Here is a 19,599-nt window from a genome sequence, read left to right as displayed (position 1 = left end):
GGCCGGTCTGCCCGACTCCTTAGGCGAATAAAGCGGCACAATGCTACTACAGGAGCCATGATCGAATCGATTCAATAATTGCTAATCATTTGCATCTCTATTGTTACCTGCTGTATCAATGGACGATTTTTCCGGCAGAAAGACTCATTCAGGAGAGTGATCAAAAGAAGGGAACACAGAGGAAGATGAAAAAAGATGGCGAGGGCGGCCTCTGCCATAAAAATCGTGAAGGATCCTTATCCCCAAGCTTTATCCATATTTATCCACATCCTTTGGCGGTAGAATCCCGGCTCTCCATTTATTTCGATGACATCAGGATCCATTCCATGGCCAAACTCAATCTTGTCGTCGGCTCCATGCTGGGCGCCGCCGAATATGTCGCAGATCATGTCGCCAGCCTGCTGGAACAGGCGGGCCACCAGACCCGGATCCACAACCCGGCCAGGCTGGCCGAGGTGCTGGCGGAGCCGGATGCCATCCTGCTGGTGATCACTTCCACCCACGGTGCCGGCGACGTGCCCGACAATCTTCAGCCCTTCGCCAAGGATCTTGCCGACCAGCATCCTGATCTCAACGCCTTGAAATATGGAGTAATCGGGCTTGGTGACCGCAGTTATGACACCTTCTGCCAGGGCGGCAAGACGCTGGATCGACTGCTGGCCGAATGTGGCGCCAGCCGGATCGGGGATCGTCTGGAGATAGACGTGACCCAGCATGAGATCCCGGAAGATGCCGCCGAAGCCTGGATCCATGACTGGATGCAGATGATCGCCTGATCAGGACCCGGGAGATCCGGTAAAAACACCTCGATCTCCCCGCTTGTCCACAAATTCCTATCCACCAGGTTATTAACAGATAGATCCGGGAGAGTTGTTCTACACGGTTACCCACAACGCCCAGGGGTATTGTGCATAACTATAGTGTTAAGCTCTGTAAAACCTATAGTTATCCATGTATGAGATCTTGTCCAGTTCTGGTCTGTGTATAAAACCACTGGTTATCCCCCCGTTCACGGCCCTGGGATCCAAGCTTTTCCACAAGCTGGGATCGTCTTTAAACGGATGATCTTTATGATCAAAAAGGGCTTATCAACAGAAATCGTGGATCCTAATAAAAGATCCAGTAAAAGATCGATCTAAAGATCCTTAAGATCTACTAACGGATCCTGCATCCATACTGATCCTGAAGTAGACGTTCCCCTAAAGAGGCGAAACGGATAGAATGATCCGCCCTTCAGCCCAGGCAAATAAAGATCTTCAGGCGTGCAGATCAAGGTGATCCCCAATGCAATACCATGAACAATTTGATGTGATCGTCGTCGGTGGCGGTCATGCAGGAACCGAAGCAGCAACAGCGGCAGCCCGTATGGGTCTGAATACTCTGTTGTTGACCCACAACATCGATACGCTGGGACACATGTCCTGTAATCCGGCGATCGGCGGGATCGGCAAGGGACACCTGGTCAAGGAAGTGGATGCCCTGGGCGGGATCATGGCGCAGGCCATCGATCTTGGCGGGATCCAGTTCCGTACCCTCAACTCCTCCAAAGGGCCCGCGGTGCGAGCCACCCGTGCCCAGGCGGATCGCCTGCTATACAAGGCCGTGGTGCGCCAGACCCTGGAGAATTACCCGAATCTGAAGATCTTCCAGCAAGCCTGTGACGATCTCGTCATGGACGGTGATCGCGTCGCCGGCGTGGTCACCCAGAGCGGGATCCGCATCAGCGGCAAGACGGTGGTGCTGACAGTCGGCACCTTCCTGAACGGTCTGATCCACATCGGAATGGAAAACTACAAAGGCGGCCGCGCCGGGGATCCTCCCTCGATCGCCCTGGCCCAGCGTCTGCGTGAGCTGCCGCTGCGCATCGATCGGCTCAAGACTGGCACGCCGCCACGCATCGATGCCCGTACCGTCGATCTCTCCGTGATGCAGCAGCAGCACGGTGACGATCCTCGTCCCGTCTTCTCGTTCATCGGCAACGCCAGTCAGCACCCGCGTCAGGTGCCCTGCTACGTTACCCACACCAACGAGAAGACCCACGAGGTGATCCGCAACAACCTGGATCGCAGCCCCATGTATGCCGGGGTGATCGAGGGGATAGGCCCCCGTTACTGCCCGTCGATCGAGGACAAGATCACCCGCTTCGCCGACAAGACGGCGCACCAGATCTTCGTCGAGCCGGAAGGCCTGACCACCCACGAACTCTACCCGAACGGGATCTCCACCAGCCTGCCGTTCGACGTACAGGTGCAGATCGTCCGTTCGATCCGTGGCTTCGAGAATGCCCACATCACCCGCCCCGGCTACGCCATCGAATACGACTTCTTCGATCCGCGGGATCTCAAGGCCAACATGGAGAGCAAATGCATTCCAAACCTCTTCTTCGCCGGCCAGATCAACGGCACCACAGGCTATGAAGAGGCAGCCGCCCAGGGGCTGATGGCCGGTCTGAACGCCGGTCTGCGCGCCCAGGGCAAGGACGCCTGGCATCCCCGCCGGGATCAGGCCTACATGGGCGTGATGATGGACGATCTCTCCACCCTGGGTACTCGCGAGCCCTACCGCATGTTCACCAGCCGCGCCGAATACCGTCTGCTGCTGCGGGAAGACAACGCCGATCTACGCCTGACCGCCATAGGTCGCGAGCTGGGCCTGGTGGATGACCATCGCTGGAGCCTGTTCAACACCAAGATGGAGCAGGTGGAGCAGGAGCGTCAGCGCATGCGTTCAACCTGGATCCACCCGCAGCACCCGTCGCTGGAGGCAGTCAACGCTCTGGTGAACACACCTCTGACCCGGGAGCAGAGCCTGGAAGAGCTGCTGCGTCGCCCCGAGGTGACCTACGATGCCCTGATGGCCATTGAAGGGGTTGGCCCAGCGCTGGAAGACACAGCAGCGGCGGATCAGGTGGAGATCCAGATCAAGTACGCCGGCTACATCGAGCGCCAGCACGACGAGGTGGAGAAGCAACTGCGCAACGAGAACACCCTGTTACCGCTGGACATGAACTACCGCGACGTAAACGGTCTCTCCAACGAGGTGATCGCCAAGCTGAACGATGCCAAGCCAGAGACCATAGGTCAGGCCTCCCGCATCTCCGGCATCACCCCGGCCGCCATCTCCATCCTGCTGGTTCATCTGAAGAAACACGGCCTGCTGCGTAAAACTGCCTGAGGAATTCCCCGTTGGAAAACATGCTGGAAAGATTGAACGGCCTGCTCATGCAGGCCGGAATTGTTATCACCGATACCCAAAAGACCCAGTTGGTGCAGTTGGTTGAGTTGCTGCACAAGTGGAACAAGGCTTACAATCTCACCTCGGTGCGAGATCCGGACGCCATGCTGGTCAAGCACATCCTCGACAGCCTGGTGGTGAGCCCTCACCTGCACGGTGAGCGTTTCATCGATGTGGGCACAGGCCCCGGCCTGCCCGGCCTGCCGTTGGCGATCATCAATCCGGACAAGCAATTCGTGTTGCTGGACAGCCTGGGCAAGCGGATCAACTTCATCCGCCAGGTAATCCAGGAGCTGGGGTTGACCAACGTGACACCCGTCAAATCCCGGGTGGAAGAGTATCAACCCGAAGTGGGCTTCGATGGTGTACTCAGCCGGGCCTTCGCCTCGCTGGAGGACATGCTGAGCTGGTGTCACCATCTGCCGTCACCCGAAGGGAGCTTCCTTGCGCTCAAGGGACAATACCCCGAGCAGGAACTGGCACAGTTGCCTGCCAGCATTCGCTTGGTTGCCGCCCATCAATTGGTGGTGCCGGAGCTGGAAGGTGAGCGTCATCTGCTGGAATTCAAACATATCCAGCCCGAATAGGGTCGCAGTTTCATTTAGGGGACAGTGTGGGAAAAGTCATTGCCATAGCCAACCAGAAGGGTGGAGTGGGTAAAACCACCACCTGTGTGAATCTGGCCGCCTCCCTGGCCGCTACCCGGCGCAAGGTGCTGGTGATCGATCTGGATCCGCAGGGCAATGCCACCATGGGCAGCGGCGTCGACAAGTACGAAGTTGAACGCACCGCCTATGAACTGCTGATCGACGATGCACCCATCAACGAGGTGATCATCCCCGAGACCTCGGGTGGCTATCACCTCATCGCCGCCAACGCCGACGTGACCGCGGCCGAAATTCGGCTGATGGAATTCTTCGCCCGCGAGATCCGCCTGCGCAACGCCCTGGCCTCGGTACGGGACAAATACGACTACGTCTTCATCGACTGCCCGCCTTCTCTCAACATGCTGACCGTCAACGCCATGGCCGCTGCCGATTCCGTGCTGGTACCCATGCAGTGCGAGTATTACGCGCTGGAAGGACTCACCGCCCTGGTGGACACCATCAGCAAGCTGGCTGCCGTCGTCAACCCAGAGCTCAAGATCGAGGGGGTGCTGCGCACCATGTTCGATCATCGCAACCGGCTGGCCAATGATGTGTCCGATCAGCTGAAACAGCATTTCGGGGACAAGGTTTATCGCACCATCATCCCCCGCAACGTTAGACTGGCGGAGGCGCCGAGCTTCGGTGCCCCGGCCATGCACTATGACAAATCATCGGTGGGGGCCAAGGCCTATCTGGCCCTGGCTGGCGAGATCCTGCGTCGTCAGGAGCAGGAGTCTCAGCCGATCACCGCAGACCGAGAGAGCATATGACGCCGAAGAAACGTGGGCTGGGCAAGGGGTTGGACGCCCTGCTCAGCACCAGCACGGCCGCCCGCCAGAAACAGGTGATGAGCGACCAGCGTACCGAGCAGGCCATGGCGCCCACCAACCAGGGCGAGCTGCGCAAGCTGCCGCTGGAGTGGCTGCAGTCCGGCAAATATCAGCCACGCAAGGACATGTCCCAGGATGCGCTGGAGGATCTGGCCAACTCGATACGGGCGCAAGGCGTGATTCAGCCGATAGTGGTACGCTCCATCGGCGAGAATCGTTTCGAAATCATCGCCGGTGAACGGCGCTGGCGTGCGTCCCAGCTGGCCCGACTCGAGGTGGTGCCCTGCCTCGTCAAGGACGTGCCCGACGAGGCTGCGGTGGCCATCGCGCTGATTGAGAATATCCAGCGCGAGGATCTCAACGCCATCGAGGAGGCTGTGGCCCTGCAGCGACTGCTGACCGAATTCGAGCTGACCCACCAGCAGGTGGCCGAGGCAGTGGGCAAGTCCCGCACCACGGTGACCAACCTGCTGCGCCTCAATCAGCTCAACGAGGACGTGAAGCGCTTCGTCGAGCACGGGGATCTCGACATGGGTCACGCCCGGGCCCTGCTGGCCCTGAGCGGCCCGGCCCAGTCCGAACTGGCCAAGCTGGTTGCCCAGAAGGGGCTGACGGTGCGAGATACCGAGAAACTGGTGCAGAAAACGCTGGAACCGGCAAAAACCAAGGTCGAGCCCGTCCGTGATCCCCAGTTTGGTTACCTCGAGCGCCAGATTTCAGAAAAAATTGGCAATCAGGTACAGCTTCAGCCGGGCAAGAAGGATAGCGGCAAGTTAGTAATAAGTTACGATAACTTGGCAGATTTGGACCGGGTATTGGGCTATTTTGGTCTGTCAGAATCGTGATTTTTACGCTTTTTGTAGTAATAAAACATCCATTCCTTTCGATATGAACATAACCTTAATTTCGCGCGGAAAGCCGCAAAAATTAAGGATTTTTGCCATGTTGCAATAGCCGTCTCCACGGGTATAATTTGACCGGCTTTTCGAGCTGTGAACCTGGGGTCTTCGGATCCCGATTTTTTACAGTTCTGTAATGTTCAGGGGTAGGTTGGTGAAACAGAAAGTAGCCTTGGAAGGTTTGACGCTGGCCTTGGCTATGCTCGTTTGTCAGCTCGTCCTGATCCTGGCGATCAGTTCCGTCTGGTTTTATCAGACCGGGGCGTTTGCCGGACGTTCTTCCCTCTTTGGGGGAGGAATGTACTGGGTTCCTCAAGCCCTGTTCACACTCTGGGTTCTGCGCCGCAAGGTGACGAAAGAGAGCGTGGGCCTGGTCTTGCGGGACTTTTATGGTGGGGCAGGGATTAAGCTCATTACTACAACAGGACTTTTCGCCCTGATGTTTGGCTCCGGGATCGAGGTCGACACCGTCTCGTTCTTCGCCACTTATATCCTCGCCCTCGTTGTACAGTGGATAGTTTCATTCACGCTTAACAACCACTATTAGGAAAACTCATGTCTGCAACCGGAGAAGTCCTGACTCCTCAGGGATATATCTCCCACCACCTGACCCACCTGCAAGTCGGGTCCGGGTTCTGGACGGTGAATATCGATTCCATGATATTTTCCGTCTTGCTAGGCGCCCTGTTTATCTGGTCGTTCCGCCGCGTAGCCGTCAAGGCCACCAGCGGTGTGCCCGGTAAGCTGCAGTGCTTTGTGGAGATGCTGGTCGAGTTTGTGAATGGTAACGTCAAAGACATCTTCCATGGTCGGAACCCGGTCATCGCACCGCTGGGACTGACAGTGTTTGTCTGGATCTTCCTGATGAACTTCATGGATCTGATCCCCGTTGACTTTATCCCTCACGCTGCACAGTTGATGGGTGTTCCCTATCTGCGTGTGGTTCCCTCTGCTGACGTTAACATCACCATGTCCATGGCTTTGGGCGTGTTCTTCTTGATCCTGTACTACAGCATCAAGGTCAAGGGTATCAGCGGATTTGTGAAGGAGCTGACGCTTCAGCCTTTCAACCATCCCGCTGCCATCCCGGTTAACTTCATCCTTGAAACCGTCACGTTGATTTCCAAGCCTGTTTCATTGGGTCTGCGACTGTTCGGCAACATGTATGCTGGCGAACTGATCTTTATCCTGATTGCGGGTTTGTTACCCTGGTGGTCACAGTGGATCCTGTCCGTGCCTTGGGCAATTTTCCACATCCTGATCATCACTTTGCAGGCGTTTATCTTCATGGTTCTGACCATCGTCTATCTGTCGATGGCGCAAGAAGACCATGGTTGATGCAACTCAAATAATCCTTTTTATACAATCAATTACATCTAAATAAATGGAGATCCTCATGGAAAACTTGAACATGGACCTGCTGTACATCGCTGCTGCAATGATGATGGGTCTGGCGGCTATCGGCGCCTCCATCGGTATCGGTATCCTGGGTGGCAAGTTCCTGGAAGGTGCTGCTCGTCAACCGGACCTGATCCCTGTTCTGCGTACCCAGTTCTTCATCGTCATGGGTCTGGTGGATGCGATCCCGATGATCGCCGTTGGTCTGGGTCTGTATGTGATGTTTGCGGTTGCTGGCTAAGTCTCTACGACTCCCCAGGCATAACCCATTAACTAACTTAAGAGGACATAGGCTGTGAATATCAACGCCACCCTCCTCGGCCAAGCAATTGCTTTTTTCTTCTTCGTAGTGTTTTGCATGAAGTACGTATGGCCGCCGTTGATCGCTGCCATCGAAGCCCGTCAGAAAGAAATTGCTGATGGTCTCTCTTCTGCCGAGCGTGCCAAGAAAGATCTGGATTTGGCCAAGGCCAACGCCACCGATCAGCTGAAAGAAGCCAAGCACCAGGCTGCCGAAATCATCGATCAAGCCAACAAACGCAAGGCCCAGATCATTGATGAAGCCGCTGTTGGAGCTCAAGCAGAGCGGGAAAAAATCCTGGCTCAGGGCCGTGCAGAGATCGAAGCTGAACGTCATCGTGCCAAAGAAGAACTGCGCAAGCAGGTTGCTGCTCTTGCCATCGCGGGTGCAGAGAAGATCCTGGCACGCCAAATCGACCAGGCTGCCAACAGCGACATCGTCGACAAACTGGTAGCAGAACTGTAACGGGAACGGGGCTATGTCTGAACTGACTACAATCGCTCGCCCCTACGCCAAGGCTGCTTTCGAGTTTGCCGTTGAGCACAAGGCGGTTGACCAATGGCTGGAGATGCTCGGTTTCGCCGCACAAGTGGCCGAGAACGAGACCATCCATAACCTGGTAAACGGCTCCGTGGCCGCCGAAGAACTGGCAAACCTGTTTGTCGGTGTCTGCGGTGAGCAGCTCAACGAGCATGGTCAGAACCTGATCCGGGTGATGGCTGAGAATGGTCGCTTGGGTGTGCTGCCGGCTGTCGTTGCTGAATATGTCGCGCTCAAGGCTGAACTGGACAAAGAAGTTCAGGCTGACGTGATTTCGGCGATCGAACTGACCGACCAGCAGAAGGCCGCTATTCAGGCTTCTCTGGAACAACGTCTCGCGCGCAAAGTGAAGCTGAATTGCAGCACAGATGCGTCCTTGATGGCCGGGGTGCTCATCAAGGCCGGTGATCTGGTTATCGACGGCACGGTCCGCGGTAAGCTGGATCGCATGGCCGACGCGCTGCAATCTTGATTGGGGTATTAGAGCATGCAACTGAATTCCACTGAAATCGCCGAGCTGATCAAGCAGCGCATTGCGCAGTTTGATGTCAAAAGCGAAGCGCGTAACGAAGGTACCATCGTCTCTGTGAGCGACGGTATCATTCGTATCCACGGTCTGGCCGATGCCATGCAGGGTGAAATGATCGAGCTGCCGGGTAACCGCTTTGCTCTGGCATTGAACCTGGAGCGTGACTCCGTTGGTGCCGTTGTTATGGGTCCCTATGCCAACCTGGCTGAAGGGATGAAAGTAAAAGGTACCGGCCGTATTCTGGAAGTGCCGGTCGGTCGTGGTCTGTTGGGCCGGGTGGTCAACACCCTGGGTCAGCCGATCGACGGTAAGGGTCCGGTAGACAACGACGGCTACTCGCCGATCGAAGTCATTGCCCCGGGCGTTATCGAGCGTAAGTCTGTTGACCAGCCAGTCCAGACCGGTCTGAAAGCCATCGATGCCATGATCCCTATCGGTCGTGGCCAGCGTGAGCTGATCATCGGTGACCGTCAGGTTGGTAAGACCGCCATCGCGATCGACACCATCATCAACCAGAAAGACTCCGGCATTAAGTGCGTCTACGTTGCGATTGGCCAGAAGGCCTCTACCATCGCCAACGTGGTGCGCAAGCTGGAAGAGCACGGCGCCCTGGCCAACACCATAGTGGTCGTCGCCTCCGCCTCCGAAGCAGCTGCCCTGCAGTACCTGGCTCCTTATGCCGGTTGCTCCATGGGTGAGTACTTCCGTGACCGCGGTGAAGACGCGCTGATCATCTATGATGACCTGTCCAAGCAGGCCGTAGCTTATCGCCAGATCTCCCTGCTGCTGCGCCGTCCGCCAGGACGTGAAGCTTACCCGGGCGATGTCTTCTATCTGCACTCCCGTCTGCTGGAGCGTGCTTCCCGCGTCAACGTCGAGTACGTCGAGAAGTTCACCAAGGGTGCCGTGACTGGACAGACCGGTTCTCTGACCGCGCTGCCGATCATCGAAACCCAGGCCGGCGACGTGTCTGCGTTCGTTCCGACCAACGTGATCTCCATCACCGATGGCCAGATCTTCCTGACCACTCAGCTGTTCAACTCCGGTATTCGTCCGGCGGTTGACCCGGGTATCTCCGTATCCCGTGTGGGCGGTGCCGCTCAGACCAAGATCGTCAAGAAGCTGTCCGGTGGTATCCGTACCGCGCTGGCCCAGTATCGTGAGCTGGCGGCCTTCGCCCAGTTCTCTTCCGATCTGGACGATGCGACTCGCAAGCAGCTGGATCATGGTCAGAAAGTGACCGAGCTGATGAAGCAGAAGCAGTACTCTCCGATGAGCGTGGCTCACCAGTCTCTGGTGCTGTTCGCCGCCGAGAAGGGCTACCTCGCCGATGTCGAACTGAGCAAGATCGTCGACTTCGAAGCCGCTCTGCTCTCTTACGCCAATACCCAGCATGCTGAGCTGATGGCTGAAATCAATGCCAAGGCCGACTACAACGACGCGATCGTTGGCAAGCTGACTGCGTTGCTGGATAGCTTCAAGGCAACCCAGACCTGGTAAGCGTGTGTGGCAGCGCAAGCTGCCACCTGATGGAGAGAAGAGATGGCCGGCGCAAAAGAGATACGTAACAAGATCGGGAGTGTGAAGAACACTCAGAAGATCACCAGCGCTATGGAAATGGTGGCAGCCAGCAAGATGCGCCGTGCGCAGGAACGCATGTCTGCCAGCCGTCCGTACGCTGAAACCATGCGCAAGGTGATCGGCCATATCGCTCAGGGGAACTTGGAATACAAGCACCCCTACCTCATCGAACGTGAGGTCAAGCGAGTGGGTTACATCGTCGTCTCCACCGACCGTGGCCTGTGTGGCGGCCTGAACATCAACCTGTTCAAAGCTGCCCTCAACGATATGAAGCAATGGAGCGCGAAAGGTGCCAAGGTTGACCTGGCACTGATCGGTAGCAAGGCCTCCAACTTCTTTGAACGGCACGGCGCCAAGGTGAAAGCCCACGTCTCCGGACTGGGTGATAACCCGAGCGTCAATGACCTGATTGGTTCAGTCAAGGTCATGCTGAAGGCTTACGACAACGGTGAGATTGACAGGCTGTATCTGGTGTACAACAAGTTCGTCAACACCATGGTTCAGCAACCAAAAGTCGATCAACTGCTGCCTTTGCCCGTAACAGAAGACAGCAAGCTCGCCAAGAAACACCACTGGGATTACCTCTATGAGCCTGATCCCAAGCAGCTGCTGGATACCCTGTTGATTCGCTACGTCGAATCCCAGGTGTACCAGGGTGTGGTAGAAAACTTGGCAAGTGAACAGGCAGCCCGAATGGTTGCCATGCAAGCCGCGACTGACAACGCCGGCAACCTGATTAACGATCTGCAACTGGTGTACAACAAGGCCCGTCAGGCCAGTATTACCCAGGAACTGACAGAGATCGTATCCGGTGCTGCTGCGGTGTAAGGCAAGGGTTATCAAAGGTTTAGAGGATTTGACATGAGTAACGGTTTCATCGTCCAAATCATCGGCGCTGTAGTGGACATCGAGTTCCCGCAGAATGCCGTGCCCCAGGTGTACGATGCACTGAAAGTCATCAGCGAAGGCCAAGGCCAGGGTCTGGTACTGGAAGTTCAGCAACAGATCGGCGGCGGCGTCGTTCGTTGCATCACCATGGGCTCCTCCGACGGTCTGCGTCGTGGGTTGGAAGTAGTTAACAGCGGCAAGGCCATCCAGGTACCGGTTGGTACCTCGACCCTGGGTCGTATCATGAACGTACTGGGCGAGCCCATCGACGAGAAGGGTCCGATCGGCGAAGAAGAGCGTTGGTCCATCCACCGCGAAGCCCCCAGCTACGAAGATCAGTCCAACAGCGCCGAGCTGCTGGAGACCGGCATCAAGGTTATCGACCTGGTTTGCCCGTTCGCCAAGGGTGGTAAGGTCGGTCTGTTCGGTGGTGCCGGTGTAGGCAAGACCGTCAACATGATGGAGCTGATCCGTAACATCGCGATCGAACACAGTGGTTACTCTGTATTCGCCGGTGTGGGTGAGCGTACCCGTGAGGGTAACGACTTCTACCACGAGATGATGGAGTCCAACGTACTGGACAAAGTATCTCTGGTATACGGTCAGATGAACGAGCCGCCCGGAAACCGTCTGCGCGTCGCGCTGACCGGTCTGACCATGGCCGAGAAGTTCCGTGACGAGGGTCGTGACGTGTTGTTCTTCGTGGACAACATCTACCGTTACACCCTGGCCGGTACTGAAGTATCCGCACTGCTGGGCCGTATGCCTTCTGCAGTAGGTTACCAGCCGACCCTGGCCGAGGAGATGGGTGTTCTGCAAGAACGTATCACCTCCACCAAGACCGGTTCCATCACCTCAGTCCAGGCCGTTTACGTGCCTGCGGATGACTTGACCGACCCGTCTCCGGCGACCACCTTCGCCCACCTGGATGCGACCATCGTTCTGTCCCGTCAGATCGCGGCACTGGGTATCTACCCGGCCGTTGACCCGCTGGACTCCACCTCCCGTCAGCTGGATCCGCTGGTGGTTGGCAAGGATCACTACGAGACCGCTCGTGGTGTGCAGATCGTGCTGCAGCGCTACAAGGAGCTGAAGGACATCATCGCCATCCTGGGTATGGATGAACTGTCAGAAGAAGACAAACTGACCGTATCCCGTGCCCGTAAGATCGAGCGTTTCCTGTCCCAGCCGTTCTTCGTGGCCGAAGTATTTACCGGTTCTTCAGGTAAGTACGTGCCGCTGAAAGAGACCATTCGCGGTTTCCAGGGCATCCTGAAAGGCGAGTATGACGATCTGCCCGAGCAGGCGTTCTACATGGTTGGCGGTATCGACGAAGTCGTCGAGAAAGCCAAGAAACTGTAAGCCTCGATAGGAGGGCCCATGGCTGAGATGATCTCATTTCACCTGGATGTAGTGAGCGCCGAAGGGAAACTGTTTTCCGGTCGTGTGCAATCTGCCCAGGTAACAGGCTCCGAGGGTGAGCTGGGTCTCCGCCACGGTCATGCTCCGTTGCTGACTGCCATCAAGCCGGGCCTGGTCCGCTTGATCAAGCAAAATGGTAGCGAAGAGGTGCTGTACATCTCCGGCGGCATGCTGGAAGTACAACCCGAAGCCGTGACCGTGCTGGCCGATACCGCCATTCGTGCCGATGACCTGGATGAGGCGAAAGCCCAGGAAGCCAAGCGTCGTGCCGAAGAGCGGATCAGCAGCTCCCATGGTGATATCGACTATGCTCAGGCGTCTGCCGAGCTGGCCAAAGCAATGGCCCAGCTGCGGGTTATCGATATCGTCAAAAAGAATTACCGCTAATCACGGTGATGTAAAAAGCGACCTTCGGGTCGCTTTTTTTTTGCCCGTTGGATAGACTCCGCCGGGTATTTCCTCATGTTTCAAAGGCTGGCTATGTCTCTCAACGTCGTGATCCTGGCTGCGGGTAAAGGTACTCGCATGCGTTCCGTTCTGCCCAAGGTGCTGCACCCTGTCGCCAACAAACCCATGGTGTCCCATGTGATCGATACCGCCCGCCAGATAGGTGCCGAGCAACTGCACCTGGTCTATGGCCACGGCGCCGAGCTGCTGAAGGAGCGGATCGCCGCCCCGGATCTCAACTGGGTGTTGCAGGCGCAGCAGCTGGGCACCGGCCATGCCGTCGCCCAGGCGATCCCGTTCTGGAAAGATGAAGACGACGTGCTGGTGCTCTACGGCGATACCCCGCTGATCCAGCCCGAGACCCTGCAACGGCTGCTGGCCGCCAAGGCCGACGACGGCATGGCGCTGCTGACCGTGGTGCTGGACAACCCTACCGGCTACGGCCGCATCGTGCGGGAAAACGGCCAGGTGGTCGGCATCATCGAGCAGAAGGATGCCAACGCCGAACAGCTCGCCATCCGCGAGGTGAATACCGGCGTACTGGTGGCCAATGGCGCCCAGCTGAGCGGCTGGCTCTCCCGTCTGGACAACAAGAACGCCCAGGGAGAGTTCTATCTCACCGACGTGATCGCCATGGCCCATGGGGATGGCTGCCCCATTGCCGCCGTCCACCCGGACAGCGCCATGGAGGTGGAAGGGGCCAACAACCGGGTCCAGCTGGCGGCCCTCGAGCGCAGCTATCAGCAGATGCAGGCCGAGAAGCTGATGATCGCCGGGGTCACCCTGATCGATCCGGCCCGCTTCGATCTGCGCGGCACCCTGGAGATCGGTGAAGAGGTGGTGATCGACGTCAACGTCATCATCGAGGGCAAGGTCAAGCTCGGCAACCATGTGCGTATCGGTGCTGGCGCCGTGCTGAAGGATTGCGAGATTGGTGATCACAGCGAGGTGAAACCCTACTCCGTCATCGAGGGTGCCCTGGTGGCGGATCAGTGCTCGGTCGGCCCCTTCGCCCGTCTGCGCCCGGGTGCCGTGCTGGAGCAGGATGCCCACGTCGGCAACTTCGTCGAGATGAAGAAATCCCGTCTGGGGGTCGGCTCCAAGTGTGGTCATCTGACCTACCTGGGGGATGCGGACATCGGCGCCAAGGTGAATATCGGCGCCGGTACCATCACCTGCAACTACGATGGGGTGAACAAGTTCCAGACCATCATAGAGGATGACGTCTTCGTCGGCTCCGATACCCAGCTGGTGGCGCCGGTGCGCATCGGCAAGGGAGCGACCCTGGGAGCGGGTTCCACCATCACCAAGGATGTGGCCGAGCACGAGCTGGTGATCACCCGGGTGCCCCAGCGCCACATCAAGAACTGGGCTCGCCCGGTCAAGAAGAAGTGATGCCCGATCAATGAAATAAAACCGGCGCCCTCAGGGCGCCGGTTTTGTTTTCAGCTCTCCTGGCTCGGGGCTGGGGAAGGGGGCGGGTTGCCCATCACCCGATACCAGTCCAGCTTGCGGGTTAGCACCATGATTAGCGCCAGTATGGCGAACAGCAGCAGGGCGCCGAGCAGCAGGGCTATCTCCTCGGCTTGCAGCAGCCCGAACAGTATGGCGTAGACCAGCCCGAGCAGGGCGGCGAAGCCGAGGCCCTGACGCGGCCCCCCCAGCACATGGCTGAGGTAGAAGCCGTTGAGCGACACGCTGGCGAGGCTGGCGACCAGATAAGCCCAGCCAAAGCCGAGGTGCTCGGTCAGCGCCAGCAACACCAGATAGAAGATGGCCAGCCCCATGCCCACCAGGGCGTACTGGATCGGATGCACCAGCAGCCCCCGGAGCAGCTCGAACATGAAGAAGCTGAGGAAGGTGAGGCCGATGAACAGCAGGGCGTACTTGGCGGCCCGCTCGTTCAGCTGATAGTGATCCACCGGCTGCACCAGGCTGACGCTGAAGGTCGGCAACTCGGCCCCGGCTCCCTTCATCATGCGGGCGAAGCGCCGTTCCATGTCGGTGGCAAACCAGCTGGTCTGCCAGCTGGCGTCGAACCCCTGATCGTTCAGGGTGCGGCTGCCGGGCAGAAAATCGCCGATGAAGTTGGGATGAGGCCAGTTGCCACTCAGGTTGAACCTACTGTCCTGGCCGATCGGCACCACCTCAAGCGCGTTCATGCCCTGCAGGTGCAGCTCGATGTGAAAGCGGCCATCTTCCCCGGGCAGGCTGTCGAGCGGAGCATGGATGCCGGCCAGACCGTCTCCCAGCAGGGCGCCGGGGGTGAACGGAATGCGCCGCTCCCCCAGTTGCAGCTCGGGCACGCTGCTGATGCCGCGGGCATCGGACAGCACCAGGCTGAGGTAGGGCTTGCCCGGGATCAGGGCGGGCTCCGCGGCGTCGAAGCTCAGGTCCGGGTTGCCGGCAACCAATGCCTTGTCGGCCAGGCTGGCCGGCAAGTGGCCGGAGAGGGAGAGCCGGCCGTGATAGACCTGGGCCTGATAGATGCCGAGCTTACGCGGGGTGACCTCCATGCTGGCCCGCACATCCAGCCTGTCCGGCAACAGGTAGCGATAGACCCGCTCCTCGCGCACGAAGCGCTTGCCATCCTGCTCGACGGTGACGGCCCGGGTATAGGGTTGCACCAGCACAGGCCCCAGCAAGCGCTGTGGCCCGCTGCTGCTGGCCATGATGCTGTGGATGGCCTGGCTGCGGTAAGCCTGGCGCTCCCGGTTCAGATCCATGATGGCGTGAACCGGGATCATCAGCAGCAGGCAGAGCAACAGCAGCAGGGCGATCTTGTGGGTGAATATCTGTTTGACCATGGCGCATCTCCTTGTTGGTGAACGGGAGTGTGCCCTGGTCGGGTGAAGCGGGGATGGGGCCCTGTGAAGTGGGGGTGAAGGGGGATAAAAAAACCGGCGCCTTGCGCCGGTCTTGGCATCACAGTTTCTTCAGCTGTTCGGGCAGTGCGGCAAACACCTCTTCCCTGGCCCTGAGGGAGGCAAACTGCTTGCCAGGCTTCTGGATGACGGTGTGGACGAAGATGAGTTTCTGATCCTGCTTGCTGGCCCAGCCGACGAACCAGCCGATCTGCTGATCCCGGTCGAGGCTGCCATCCAGCAGTTTGGGGTAGCCCATGCCGGTCTTGCCATGGATCTGCCAGCCATCGATGTCGGGTTGACGCAGGATATTGGCCGTGTGCTGCAGCGTCTGGGCGGAGACCGGCAGCTTGCCGCTCACCAGTTTGCCGAGAAAGCGTGCCTGCTCCTGGGGGCTGATGGCAAGGCTGGAACTGAGCCAGGCCTGGGTCAGGCCGTCATGTTTGTCCGGGTTGCCCGAGAGATCCCGGTTGCCGTAGTCGAAGCGGTCCACGTATTGCTGGAAGCGCGCCGCCCCCAGCCACTCGGTGAGGCGTTGGGAGTACCAGATCACCGAATAGGTCATCCAATGGCTCGGGGTGGTGGTCTGCTTCCATTCCGGCAAGAAGTCAGGGTCACCGGCTTTGAATGGCAGAGCTGGCAGTTGCTCATCCACCAGGAAGCCGCTGTCATAGCCCATCAGCGCCAGCGGGATCTTGAAGGTGGAGGCGGGAGGCAGCTGGCTGGCGCAGTCACCCTGGGCACTGAAGGGCTTGCCGCTACCATCGGCAAACAGCATGCAGCCGGTGGCGGCGCTGGCGGGCAGGGAGCAGAAGAGACCGGCGGCAAGCAGGCTGGATAACAGAATGCGGGACATGAACATCTCCTTGATTCATCAGAACGCGGGTAGACGGGTCCGGGCAGGACCCTATCCGAGGAGGCGCAGCTTAGCCCGGTTCTGTGTGTTCGGTGTGAAGTTCCCTTCAGCCGGTAGGTAACCAGAGCTCGGCCAGCACGCCGCCTTCCGGCTGGTTGTCCAGGGTCAACCGACCGCCGTGCTGGCGGGCCACCTCGGCGGCAAAGCTGAGCCCGAGGCCGCTGCTCTTGCCCTTGTCTGGCCTGGGCAGGGAGTAGAAGCGCTCGAAGATGCGTGGCAGCGCGTAGTCCGGAATGCCTGGCCCCTGATCCCGTACCCGGAAGCAGTACCCCCCCTCCTCCATGGCGCCGCTCAGCCGGATGTGACCCCCGGCGGGTGAGAAGTCGAGGGCGTTGTCCAGCAGGTTGCCCAGCGCCTGCTCCACCAGCAGGGGATCCCACTTCTGCCTGGGGGCGTCGGCGAGCTCTGCCCCCAGGGCCACCTGACGACGGGCAGCGACTATCTGGCGGGCATCGAGCGCCCGCCTGCCCAGCGTGGCAGGGGCGACGGCCTGTCTGTCCAGCCCCGGCCCCGATTCGAGGCGCGCGAGCTGCAGCATGCGCTCGATCAGCTGCTGCATGCGGGCCGTCTCCAGATTGATGTTGCCGATAAAGCGCCGCGCCACCTCGGGTGGCGGTGCCTCGGCGAGGATCTCCCCTGCCCCGCGGATGGCGGCCAGCGGGCTCTTCAGCTCGTGGGTCAGGCTGTGCACATAGGCTTCGATATAGGCCTTGCCATCCAGCTGGCGGCGCATGGTCTCGAGGGATCGACCGAGCCGGTCCAGCTCGGGGCTGTGGAGCCTTGGCAGACTGGCGGGCTGGCCCTGGCTGACCGCATCGGCGTAGTGCACCAGCTTGCCGATGGCGCGGTTGAGCCACCACACCAGCAGGGTGCCGATGAGCAATGAGATGAACAGCAGCAGGGCGGCCCCCTGCAATAGCTGGTGCTCGCTGCGCTCTATCATGGGCAGCAGGGTGCGGTTGGGCTTGGCAACCGTGAGAGAGCCCAGGATCTCCTCCCCCTCGCGCAGGGGGGCGGCAACGTGCATCACCGAGCTGGCGGGATCGTCCGGATCGCTGCGGGTGCTGCGGGCGCCGTATTCGCCGCGCAAGGTGCGGTAGACGTCGTTCCAGCGCGAATAGTCCTTGCCCAGATCCACCCCGTCCGAGTCATAGACCACCTTGCCTTTAGCGTCGACCACATAGATGCGGTACTCGGCTTGCTGTTTGAGGTGTCCGTCGATCAGGGCGTTGATGGGGCTCTGGTTGAGGCGGGAGAAGGCGCTGGCCAGCCGGCCATCCGCCATCTTCCCCTCCTGCAGATCGTCCAGGGCCAGGGGCGCCAGCAACTGGGCCATGTCCACCAGGGTGTCCTCGGTGGCGCTGCGCACCCCGGGTTTGATCTCCTCGACGAAGATCTCCAGCACAAACCAGGCGGCCAGGGCGAAGATGAGCACCAGGCCGCACAGCAGTTGCAATCCGATTCTCATCTGATCCCCCGGCCGGTGCCCGGCAACCCTGAGTTCATGCCAGCTCCAGGCTGTAGCCCAGCCCGCGGTGGGTCAGGATCAGATTGGCCTCGGAGTCCCGCTCCCGCAGCTTGGCGCGCAGGGTCTTGATGTGGGTGTCGACGGTGCGATCCAGGCTCTCTTCGGCCCCGCTCCACACCAGGTCCATCAGCTGCTGGCGGGAGTAGACCCGGCCCGGCGCCTGCATGAGGGTCTTGAGCAGCAGGTATTCGTAGCGGGTGAGGGTCAGGGGCTGACCGTGGAAGCAGATGCGGGCCCGCTCCTCGTCCAGTGCCAGCAATTGGCTCGGTTGGGGGATTATGGGCTGGCTGCGGCGTAGTATCACCCTCACCCTGGCGCACACCTCCCGCGGCGAGAAGGGCTTGGCCACGTAGTCGTCGGCCCCTATCTCCAGCCCGATCAACCTGTCTATCTCCTCGCTGCGGGCGGTGAGAAACATCAGGGGGATGTCGGTCAGCGCCCGCACCTGCTTGCACAGCTCGAAGCCGCTGATGTCCGGCAACCCCACATCCAGGATCAGAAAGTCCGGGCGCGACCGTTCCAGTCGCGCCAGCAACGGCTGCCCGAGGGGGAACCACTCCACCTCGAAACCATCGGTCTGCAGGGCATAGATCAGGGTGTCGGCGATGCTGGCCTCATCTTCCACCAGCCAGATGACTCGTTTTTGCATGGCGTCCTCGTCACAAATCGGCCTGACCATTCTGGCATCGAACCAAATCGGATCCTATTTGCCGTTTGATTTTTCCCAAAAAGGTATTAATATTTCGCCATTATTTCGAATCGAAACTTTAAGATGACCAAACGCAACACTCAACAGCGCCGTCACACCATAGTGACCCTGGTGCAGGAACAGGGCGAAGTCAGCGTCGATGCCCTGGCCAAGCACTTCTCCACCTCGGAAGTGACCATCCGCAAGGATCTGGCCGTGCTGGAGACCGGTGGTCTGCTGCTGCGTCGTTACGGTGGTGCCGTGCCCCTGCCGAGCGAGATGGTGGTGGACAGTAATCCGGATCAAGTTTCGAAACGAAAGCTGGCCATCGCCCGTGCCGCCGCCGAGCGCATCCGCGATCACAACCGCGTCATCATCGACAGCGGCAGCACCACCAGCGCCATGATCCCCATGTTGGGCAGCAAGCGCGGCCTCATCGTGATGACCAACTCCCTCAACGTGGCCGGCGCCCTGCGCGAGCTGGAGAACGAGCCCACCTTGCTGATGACCGGCGGCACCTGGGATCCCCACTCCGAATCCTTCCAGGGTCAGGTGGCGGAACAGGTGTTGCGCTCCTATGACTTCGACCAGCTGTTCATCGGCGCCGACGGCATAGACCCGGAGCGGGGTACCACCACCTTCAACGAGCTGGTGGGCCTCTCCAGGGTGATGGCCGAGGTGTCCCGCGAGGTCATCGTCATGGTCGAGTCGGAGAAGATAGGCCGGAAGATCCCCAATCTCGAACTGCCCTGGTCGAGCATCCATACCCTGGTGACCGACGAGGGGCTGGCCAGCGAGGCCAGAGCACAGATCCAGGCCAGGGGGATCGCGCTGATTTGCGCTCCCGTGGCGGTTTAACCCAAACATCCAACTATCCAAACGAATTT

General features: G+C 59.2%; 20 protein-coding genes. 16 read left to right on the top strand and 4 right to left on the bottom strand.

What is annotated here, in order from left to right; translation table 11 throughout:
* The first annotated feature begins 326 nt into the window (after window positions 1-326).
* The 15 genes from mioC (at window position 327) to glmU (ending at window position 14,111) form a co-directional block, all read left to right on the top strand.
* The gene (mioC, locus tag KW824_RS18365; protein WP_218410658.1) at window positions 327-776 is read left to right on the top strand and encodes an FMN-binding protein MioC; all 450 of its coding nucleotides are present in this window, start codon (window positions 327-329) and stop codon (window positions 774-776) included.
* A gap of 508 nt (window positions 777-1,284) precedes the next feature.
* Entirely contained in the window at window positions 1,285-3,174 is a 1,890-nt protein-coding gene (gene mnmG / locus KW824_RS18360) for a tRNA uridine-5-carboxymethylaminomethyl(34) synthesis enzyme MnmG (protein WP_218410657.1), read from the top strand.
* Window positions 3,175-3,194: 20 nt separating this feature from the next.
* On the top strand, window positions 3,195-3,821 hold the full coding sequence (gene rsmG / locus KW824_RS18355) for a 16S rRNA (guanine(527)-N(7))-methyltransferase RsmG (RefSeq protein ID WP_041207123.1): 627 nt from the start codon (window positions 3,195-3,197) through the stop codon (window positions 3,819-3,821).
* A gap of 26 nt (window positions 3,822-3,847) precedes the next feature.
* Window positions 3,848-4,651 (top strand): ParA family protein, encoded by an 804-nt coding sequence (locus KW824_RS18350; protein ID WP_043132402.1) that lies wholly within the window; start codon window positions 3,848-3,850, stop codon window positions 4,649-4,651.
* Complete coding sequence (locus KW824_RS18345) at window positions 4,648-5,556, top strand: ParB/RepB/Spo0J family partition protein (protein WP_005326273.1); 909 nt, start codon at window positions 4,648-4,650, stop codon at window positions 5,554-5,556. The genes KW824_RS18350 and KW824_RS18345 overlap by 4 nt, the downstream gene beginning before the upstream one ends.
* 190 nt (window positions 5,557-5,746) lie before the next feature.
* Entirely contained in the window at window positions 5,747-6,157 is a 411-nt protein-coding gene (locus KW824_RS18340) for an ATP synthase subunit I (RefSeq protein ID WP_041206627.1), read from the top strand.
* A gap of 8 nt (window positions 6,158-6,165) precedes the next feature.
* Window positions 6,166-6,948, top strand: coding sequence for a F0F1 ATP synthase subunit A (gene atpB, locus KW824_RS18335; protein WP_025328868.1), 783 nt, complete (start codon window positions 6,166-6,168; stop codon window positions 6,946-6,948).
* A gap of 58 nt (window positions 6,949-7,006) precedes the next feature.
* The gene (gene atpE, locus KW824_RS18330; protein ID WP_005307205.1) at window positions 7,007-7,249 is read left to right on the top strand and encodes a F0F1 ATP synthase subunit C; all 243 of its coding nucleotides are present in this window, start codon (window positions 7,007-7,009) and stop codon (window positions 7,247-7,249) included.
* A 54-nt stretch (window positions 7,250-7,303) separates the two neighbouring features.
* A complete protein-coding gene (gene atpF / locus KW824_RS18325; protein ID WP_041206628.1) occupies window positions 7,304-7,774 on the top strand; it encodes a F0F1 ATP synthase subunit B in 471 nt (156 codons plus the stop codon).
* A 13-nt stretch (window positions 7,775-7,787) separates the two neighbouring features.
* Window positions 7,788-8,321, top strand: coding sequence for a F0F1 ATP synthase subunit delta (gene atpH / locus KW824_RS18320; protein ID WP_043132405.1), 534 nt, complete (start codon window positions 7,788-7,790; stop codon window positions 8,319-8,321).
* Between the two features lie 15 nt (window positions 8,322-8,336).
* On the top strand, window positions 8,337-9,878 hold the full coding sequence (gene atpA / locus KW824_RS18315; RefSeq protein WP_005326253.1) for a F0F1 ATP synthase subunit alpha: 1,542 nt from the start codon (window positions 8,337-8,339) through the stop codon (window positions 9,876-9,878).
* A gap of 42 nt (window positions 9,879-9,920) precedes the next feature.
* A complete protein-coding gene (atpG, locus tag KW824_RS18310; protein WP_041206629.1) occupies window positions 9,921-10,787 on the top strand; it encodes a F0F1 ATP synthase subunit gamma in 867 nt (288 codons plus the stop codon).
* Window positions 10,788-10,820: 33 nt separating this feature from the next.
* Window positions 10,821-12,209 (top strand): F0F1 ATP synthase subunit beta, encoded by a 1,389-nt coding sequence (atpD, locus tag KW824_RS18305; protein ID WP_041206630.1) that lies wholly within the window; start codon window positions 10,821-10,823, stop codon window positions 12,207-12,209.
* An 18-nt stretch (window positions 12,210-12,227) separates the two neighbouring features.
* Window positions 12,228-12,656 (top strand): F0F1 ATP synthase subunit epsilon, encoded by a 429-nt coding sequence (locus tag KW824_RS18300; protein WP_025328862.1) that lies wholly within the window; start codon window positions 12,228-12,230, stop codon window positions 12,654-12,656.
* 93 nt (window positions 12,657-12,749) lie between these two features.
* Window positions 12,750-14,111 carry a bifunctional UDP-N-acetylglucosamine diphosphorylase/glucosamine-1-phosphate N-acetyltransferase GlmU gene (glmU, locus tag KW824_RS18295; protein ID WP_218410655.1) on the top strand — a complete coding sequence of 454 codons (1,362 nt, stop codon included), beginning with the start codon at window positions 12,750-12,752 and terminating at the stop codon, window positions 14,109-14,111.
* A gap of 50 nt (window positions 14,112-14,161) precedes the next feature.
* On the opposite strand, the gene creD is transcribed toward glmU, so the two are convergent.
* From creD to blrA, 4 genes are all read right to left on the bottom strand, one after another.
* A complete protein-coding gene (gene creD, locus KW824_RS18290) occupies window positions 14,162-15,523 on the bottom strand; it encodes a cell envelope integrity protein CreD (RefSeq protein ID WP_218410653.1) in 1,362 nt (453 codons plus the stop codon).
* A gap of 118 nt (window positions 15,524-15,641) precedes the next feature.
* Window positions 15,642-16,436: an OXA-427 family carbapenem-hydrolyzing class D beta-lactamase gene (gene blaOXA, locus KW824_RS18285; RefSeq protein WP_218410651.1), complete on the bottom strand. Its 795-nt coding sequence runs from the start codon at window positions 16,434-16,436 to the stop codon at window positions 15,642-15,644.
* Between the two features lie 106 nt (window positions 16,437-16,542).
* Window positions 16,543-17,964, bottom strand: a complete 1,422-nt coding sequence (blrB, locus tag KW824_RS18280; protein ID WP_218410649.1) for a beta-lactam sensor histidine kinase BlrB — start codon at window positions 17,962-17,964, stop codon at window positions 16,543-16,545.
* A 34-nt stretch (window positions 17,965-17,998) separates the two neighbouring features.
* Window positions 17,999-18,673 carry a beta-lactam response regulator transcription factor BlrA gene (blrA, locus tag KW824_RS18275; RefSeq protein WP_171272949.1) on the bottom strand — a complete coding sequence of 225 codons (675 nt, stop codon included), beginning with the start codon at window positions 18,671-18,673 and terminating at the stop codon, window positions 17,999-18,001.
* Window positions 18,674-18,796: 123 nt separating this feature from the next.
* Between blrA and KW824_RS18270 the strand changes: the two genes are divergently transcribed.
* Entirely contained in the window at window positions 18,797-19,570 is a 774-nt protein-coding gene (locus KW824_RS18270) for a DeoR/GlpR family DNA-binding transcription regulator (RefSeq protein ID WP_042650286.1), read from the top strand.
* Window positions 19,571-19,599: the final 29 nt, after the last annotated feature.

Source organism: Aeromonas sp. sif0611 (assembly GCF_019218845.1).
Classification (GTDB): Bacteria; Pseudomonadota; Gammaproteobacteria; order Enterobacterales; family Aeromonadaceae; genus Aeromonas; species Aeromonas media.
The sequence above is the reverse complement of the archived record's forward strand: the minus strand, read 5'-3'. Positions and strand labels throughout refer to the sequence as shown.

What these genes read in the sequence shown, in the direction of transcription:
- KW824_RS18270 (WP_042650286.1), top strand. Translation starts at nt 18,797, where the DNA reads ATGACCAAACGCAACACTCAACAGCGCCGTCACACCATAGTGACCCTG.
- atpB (WP_025328868.1), top strand. Translation starts at nt 6,166, where the DNA reads ATGTCTGCAACCGGAGAAGTCCTGACTCCTCAGGGATATATCTCCCAC.
- KW824_RS18345 (WP_005326273.1), top strand. Translation starts at nt 4,648, where the DNA reads ATGACGCCGAAGAAACGTGGGCTGGGCAAGGGGTTGGACGCCCTGCTC.
- mioC (WP_218410658.1), top strand. Translation starts at nt 327, where the DNA reads ATGGCCAAACTCAATCTTGTCGTCGGCTCCATGCTGGGCGCCGCCGAA.
- blaOXA (WP_218410651.1), bottom strand. Translation starts at nt 16,436, where the DNA reads ATGTCCCGCATTCTGTTATCCAGCCTGCTTGCCGCCGGTCTCTTCTGC.
- atpD (WP_041206630.1), top strand. Translation starts at nt 10,821, where the DNA reads ATGAGTAACGGTTTCATCGTCCAAATCATCGGCGCTGTAGTGGACATC.
- atpE (WP_005307205.1), top strand. Translation starts at nt 7,007, where the DNA reads ATGGAAAACTTGAACATGGACCTGCTGTACATCGCTGCTGCAATGATG.
- blrB (WP_218410649.1), bottom strand. Translation starts at nt 17,964, where the DNA reads ATGAGAATCGGATTGCAACTGCTGTGCGGCCTGGTGCTCATCTTCGCC.
- creD (WP_218410653.1), bottom strand. Translation starts at nt 15,523, where the DNA reads ATGGTCAAACAGATATTCACCCACAAGATCGCCCTGCTGCTGTTGCTC.
- rsmG (WP_041207123.1), top strand. Translation starts at nt 3,195, where the DNA reads ATGCTGGAAAGATTGAACGGCCTGCTCATGCAGGCCGGAATTGTTATC.
- atpH (WP_043132405.1), top strand. Translation starts at nt 7,788, where the DNA reads ATGTCTGAACTGACTACAATCGCTCGCCCCTACGCCAAGGCTGCTTTC.
- atpA (WP_005326253.1), top strand. Translation starts at nt 8,337, where the DNA reads ATGCAACTGAATTCCACTGAAATCGCCGAGCTGATCAAGCAGCGCATT.
- KW824_RS18340 (WP_041206627.1), top strand. Translation starts at nt 5,747, where the DNA reads ATGTTCAGGGGTAGGTTGGTGAAACAGAAAGTAGCCTTGGAAGGTTTG.
- glmU (WP_218410655.1), top strand. Translation starts at nt 12,750, where the DNA reads ATGTCTCTCAACGTCGTGATCCTGGCTGCGGGTAAAGGTACTCGCATG.
- atpG (WP_041206629.1), top strand. Translation starts at nt 9,921, where the DNA reads ATGGCCGGCGCAAAAGAGATACGTAACAAGATCGGGAGTGTGAAGAAC.
- KW824_RS18300 (WP_025328862.1), top strand. Translation starts at nt 12,228, where the DNA reads ATGGCTGAGATGATCTCATTTCACCTGGATGTAGTGAGCGCCGAAGGG.
- blrA (WP_171272949.1), bottom strand. Translation starts at nt 18,673, where the DNA reads ATGCAAAAACGAGTCATCTGGCTGGTGGAAGATGAGGCCAGCATCGCC.
- mnmG (WP_218410657.1), top strand. Translation starts at nt 1,285, where the DNA reads ATGCAATACCATGAACAATTTGATGTGATCGTCGTCGGTGGCGGTCAT.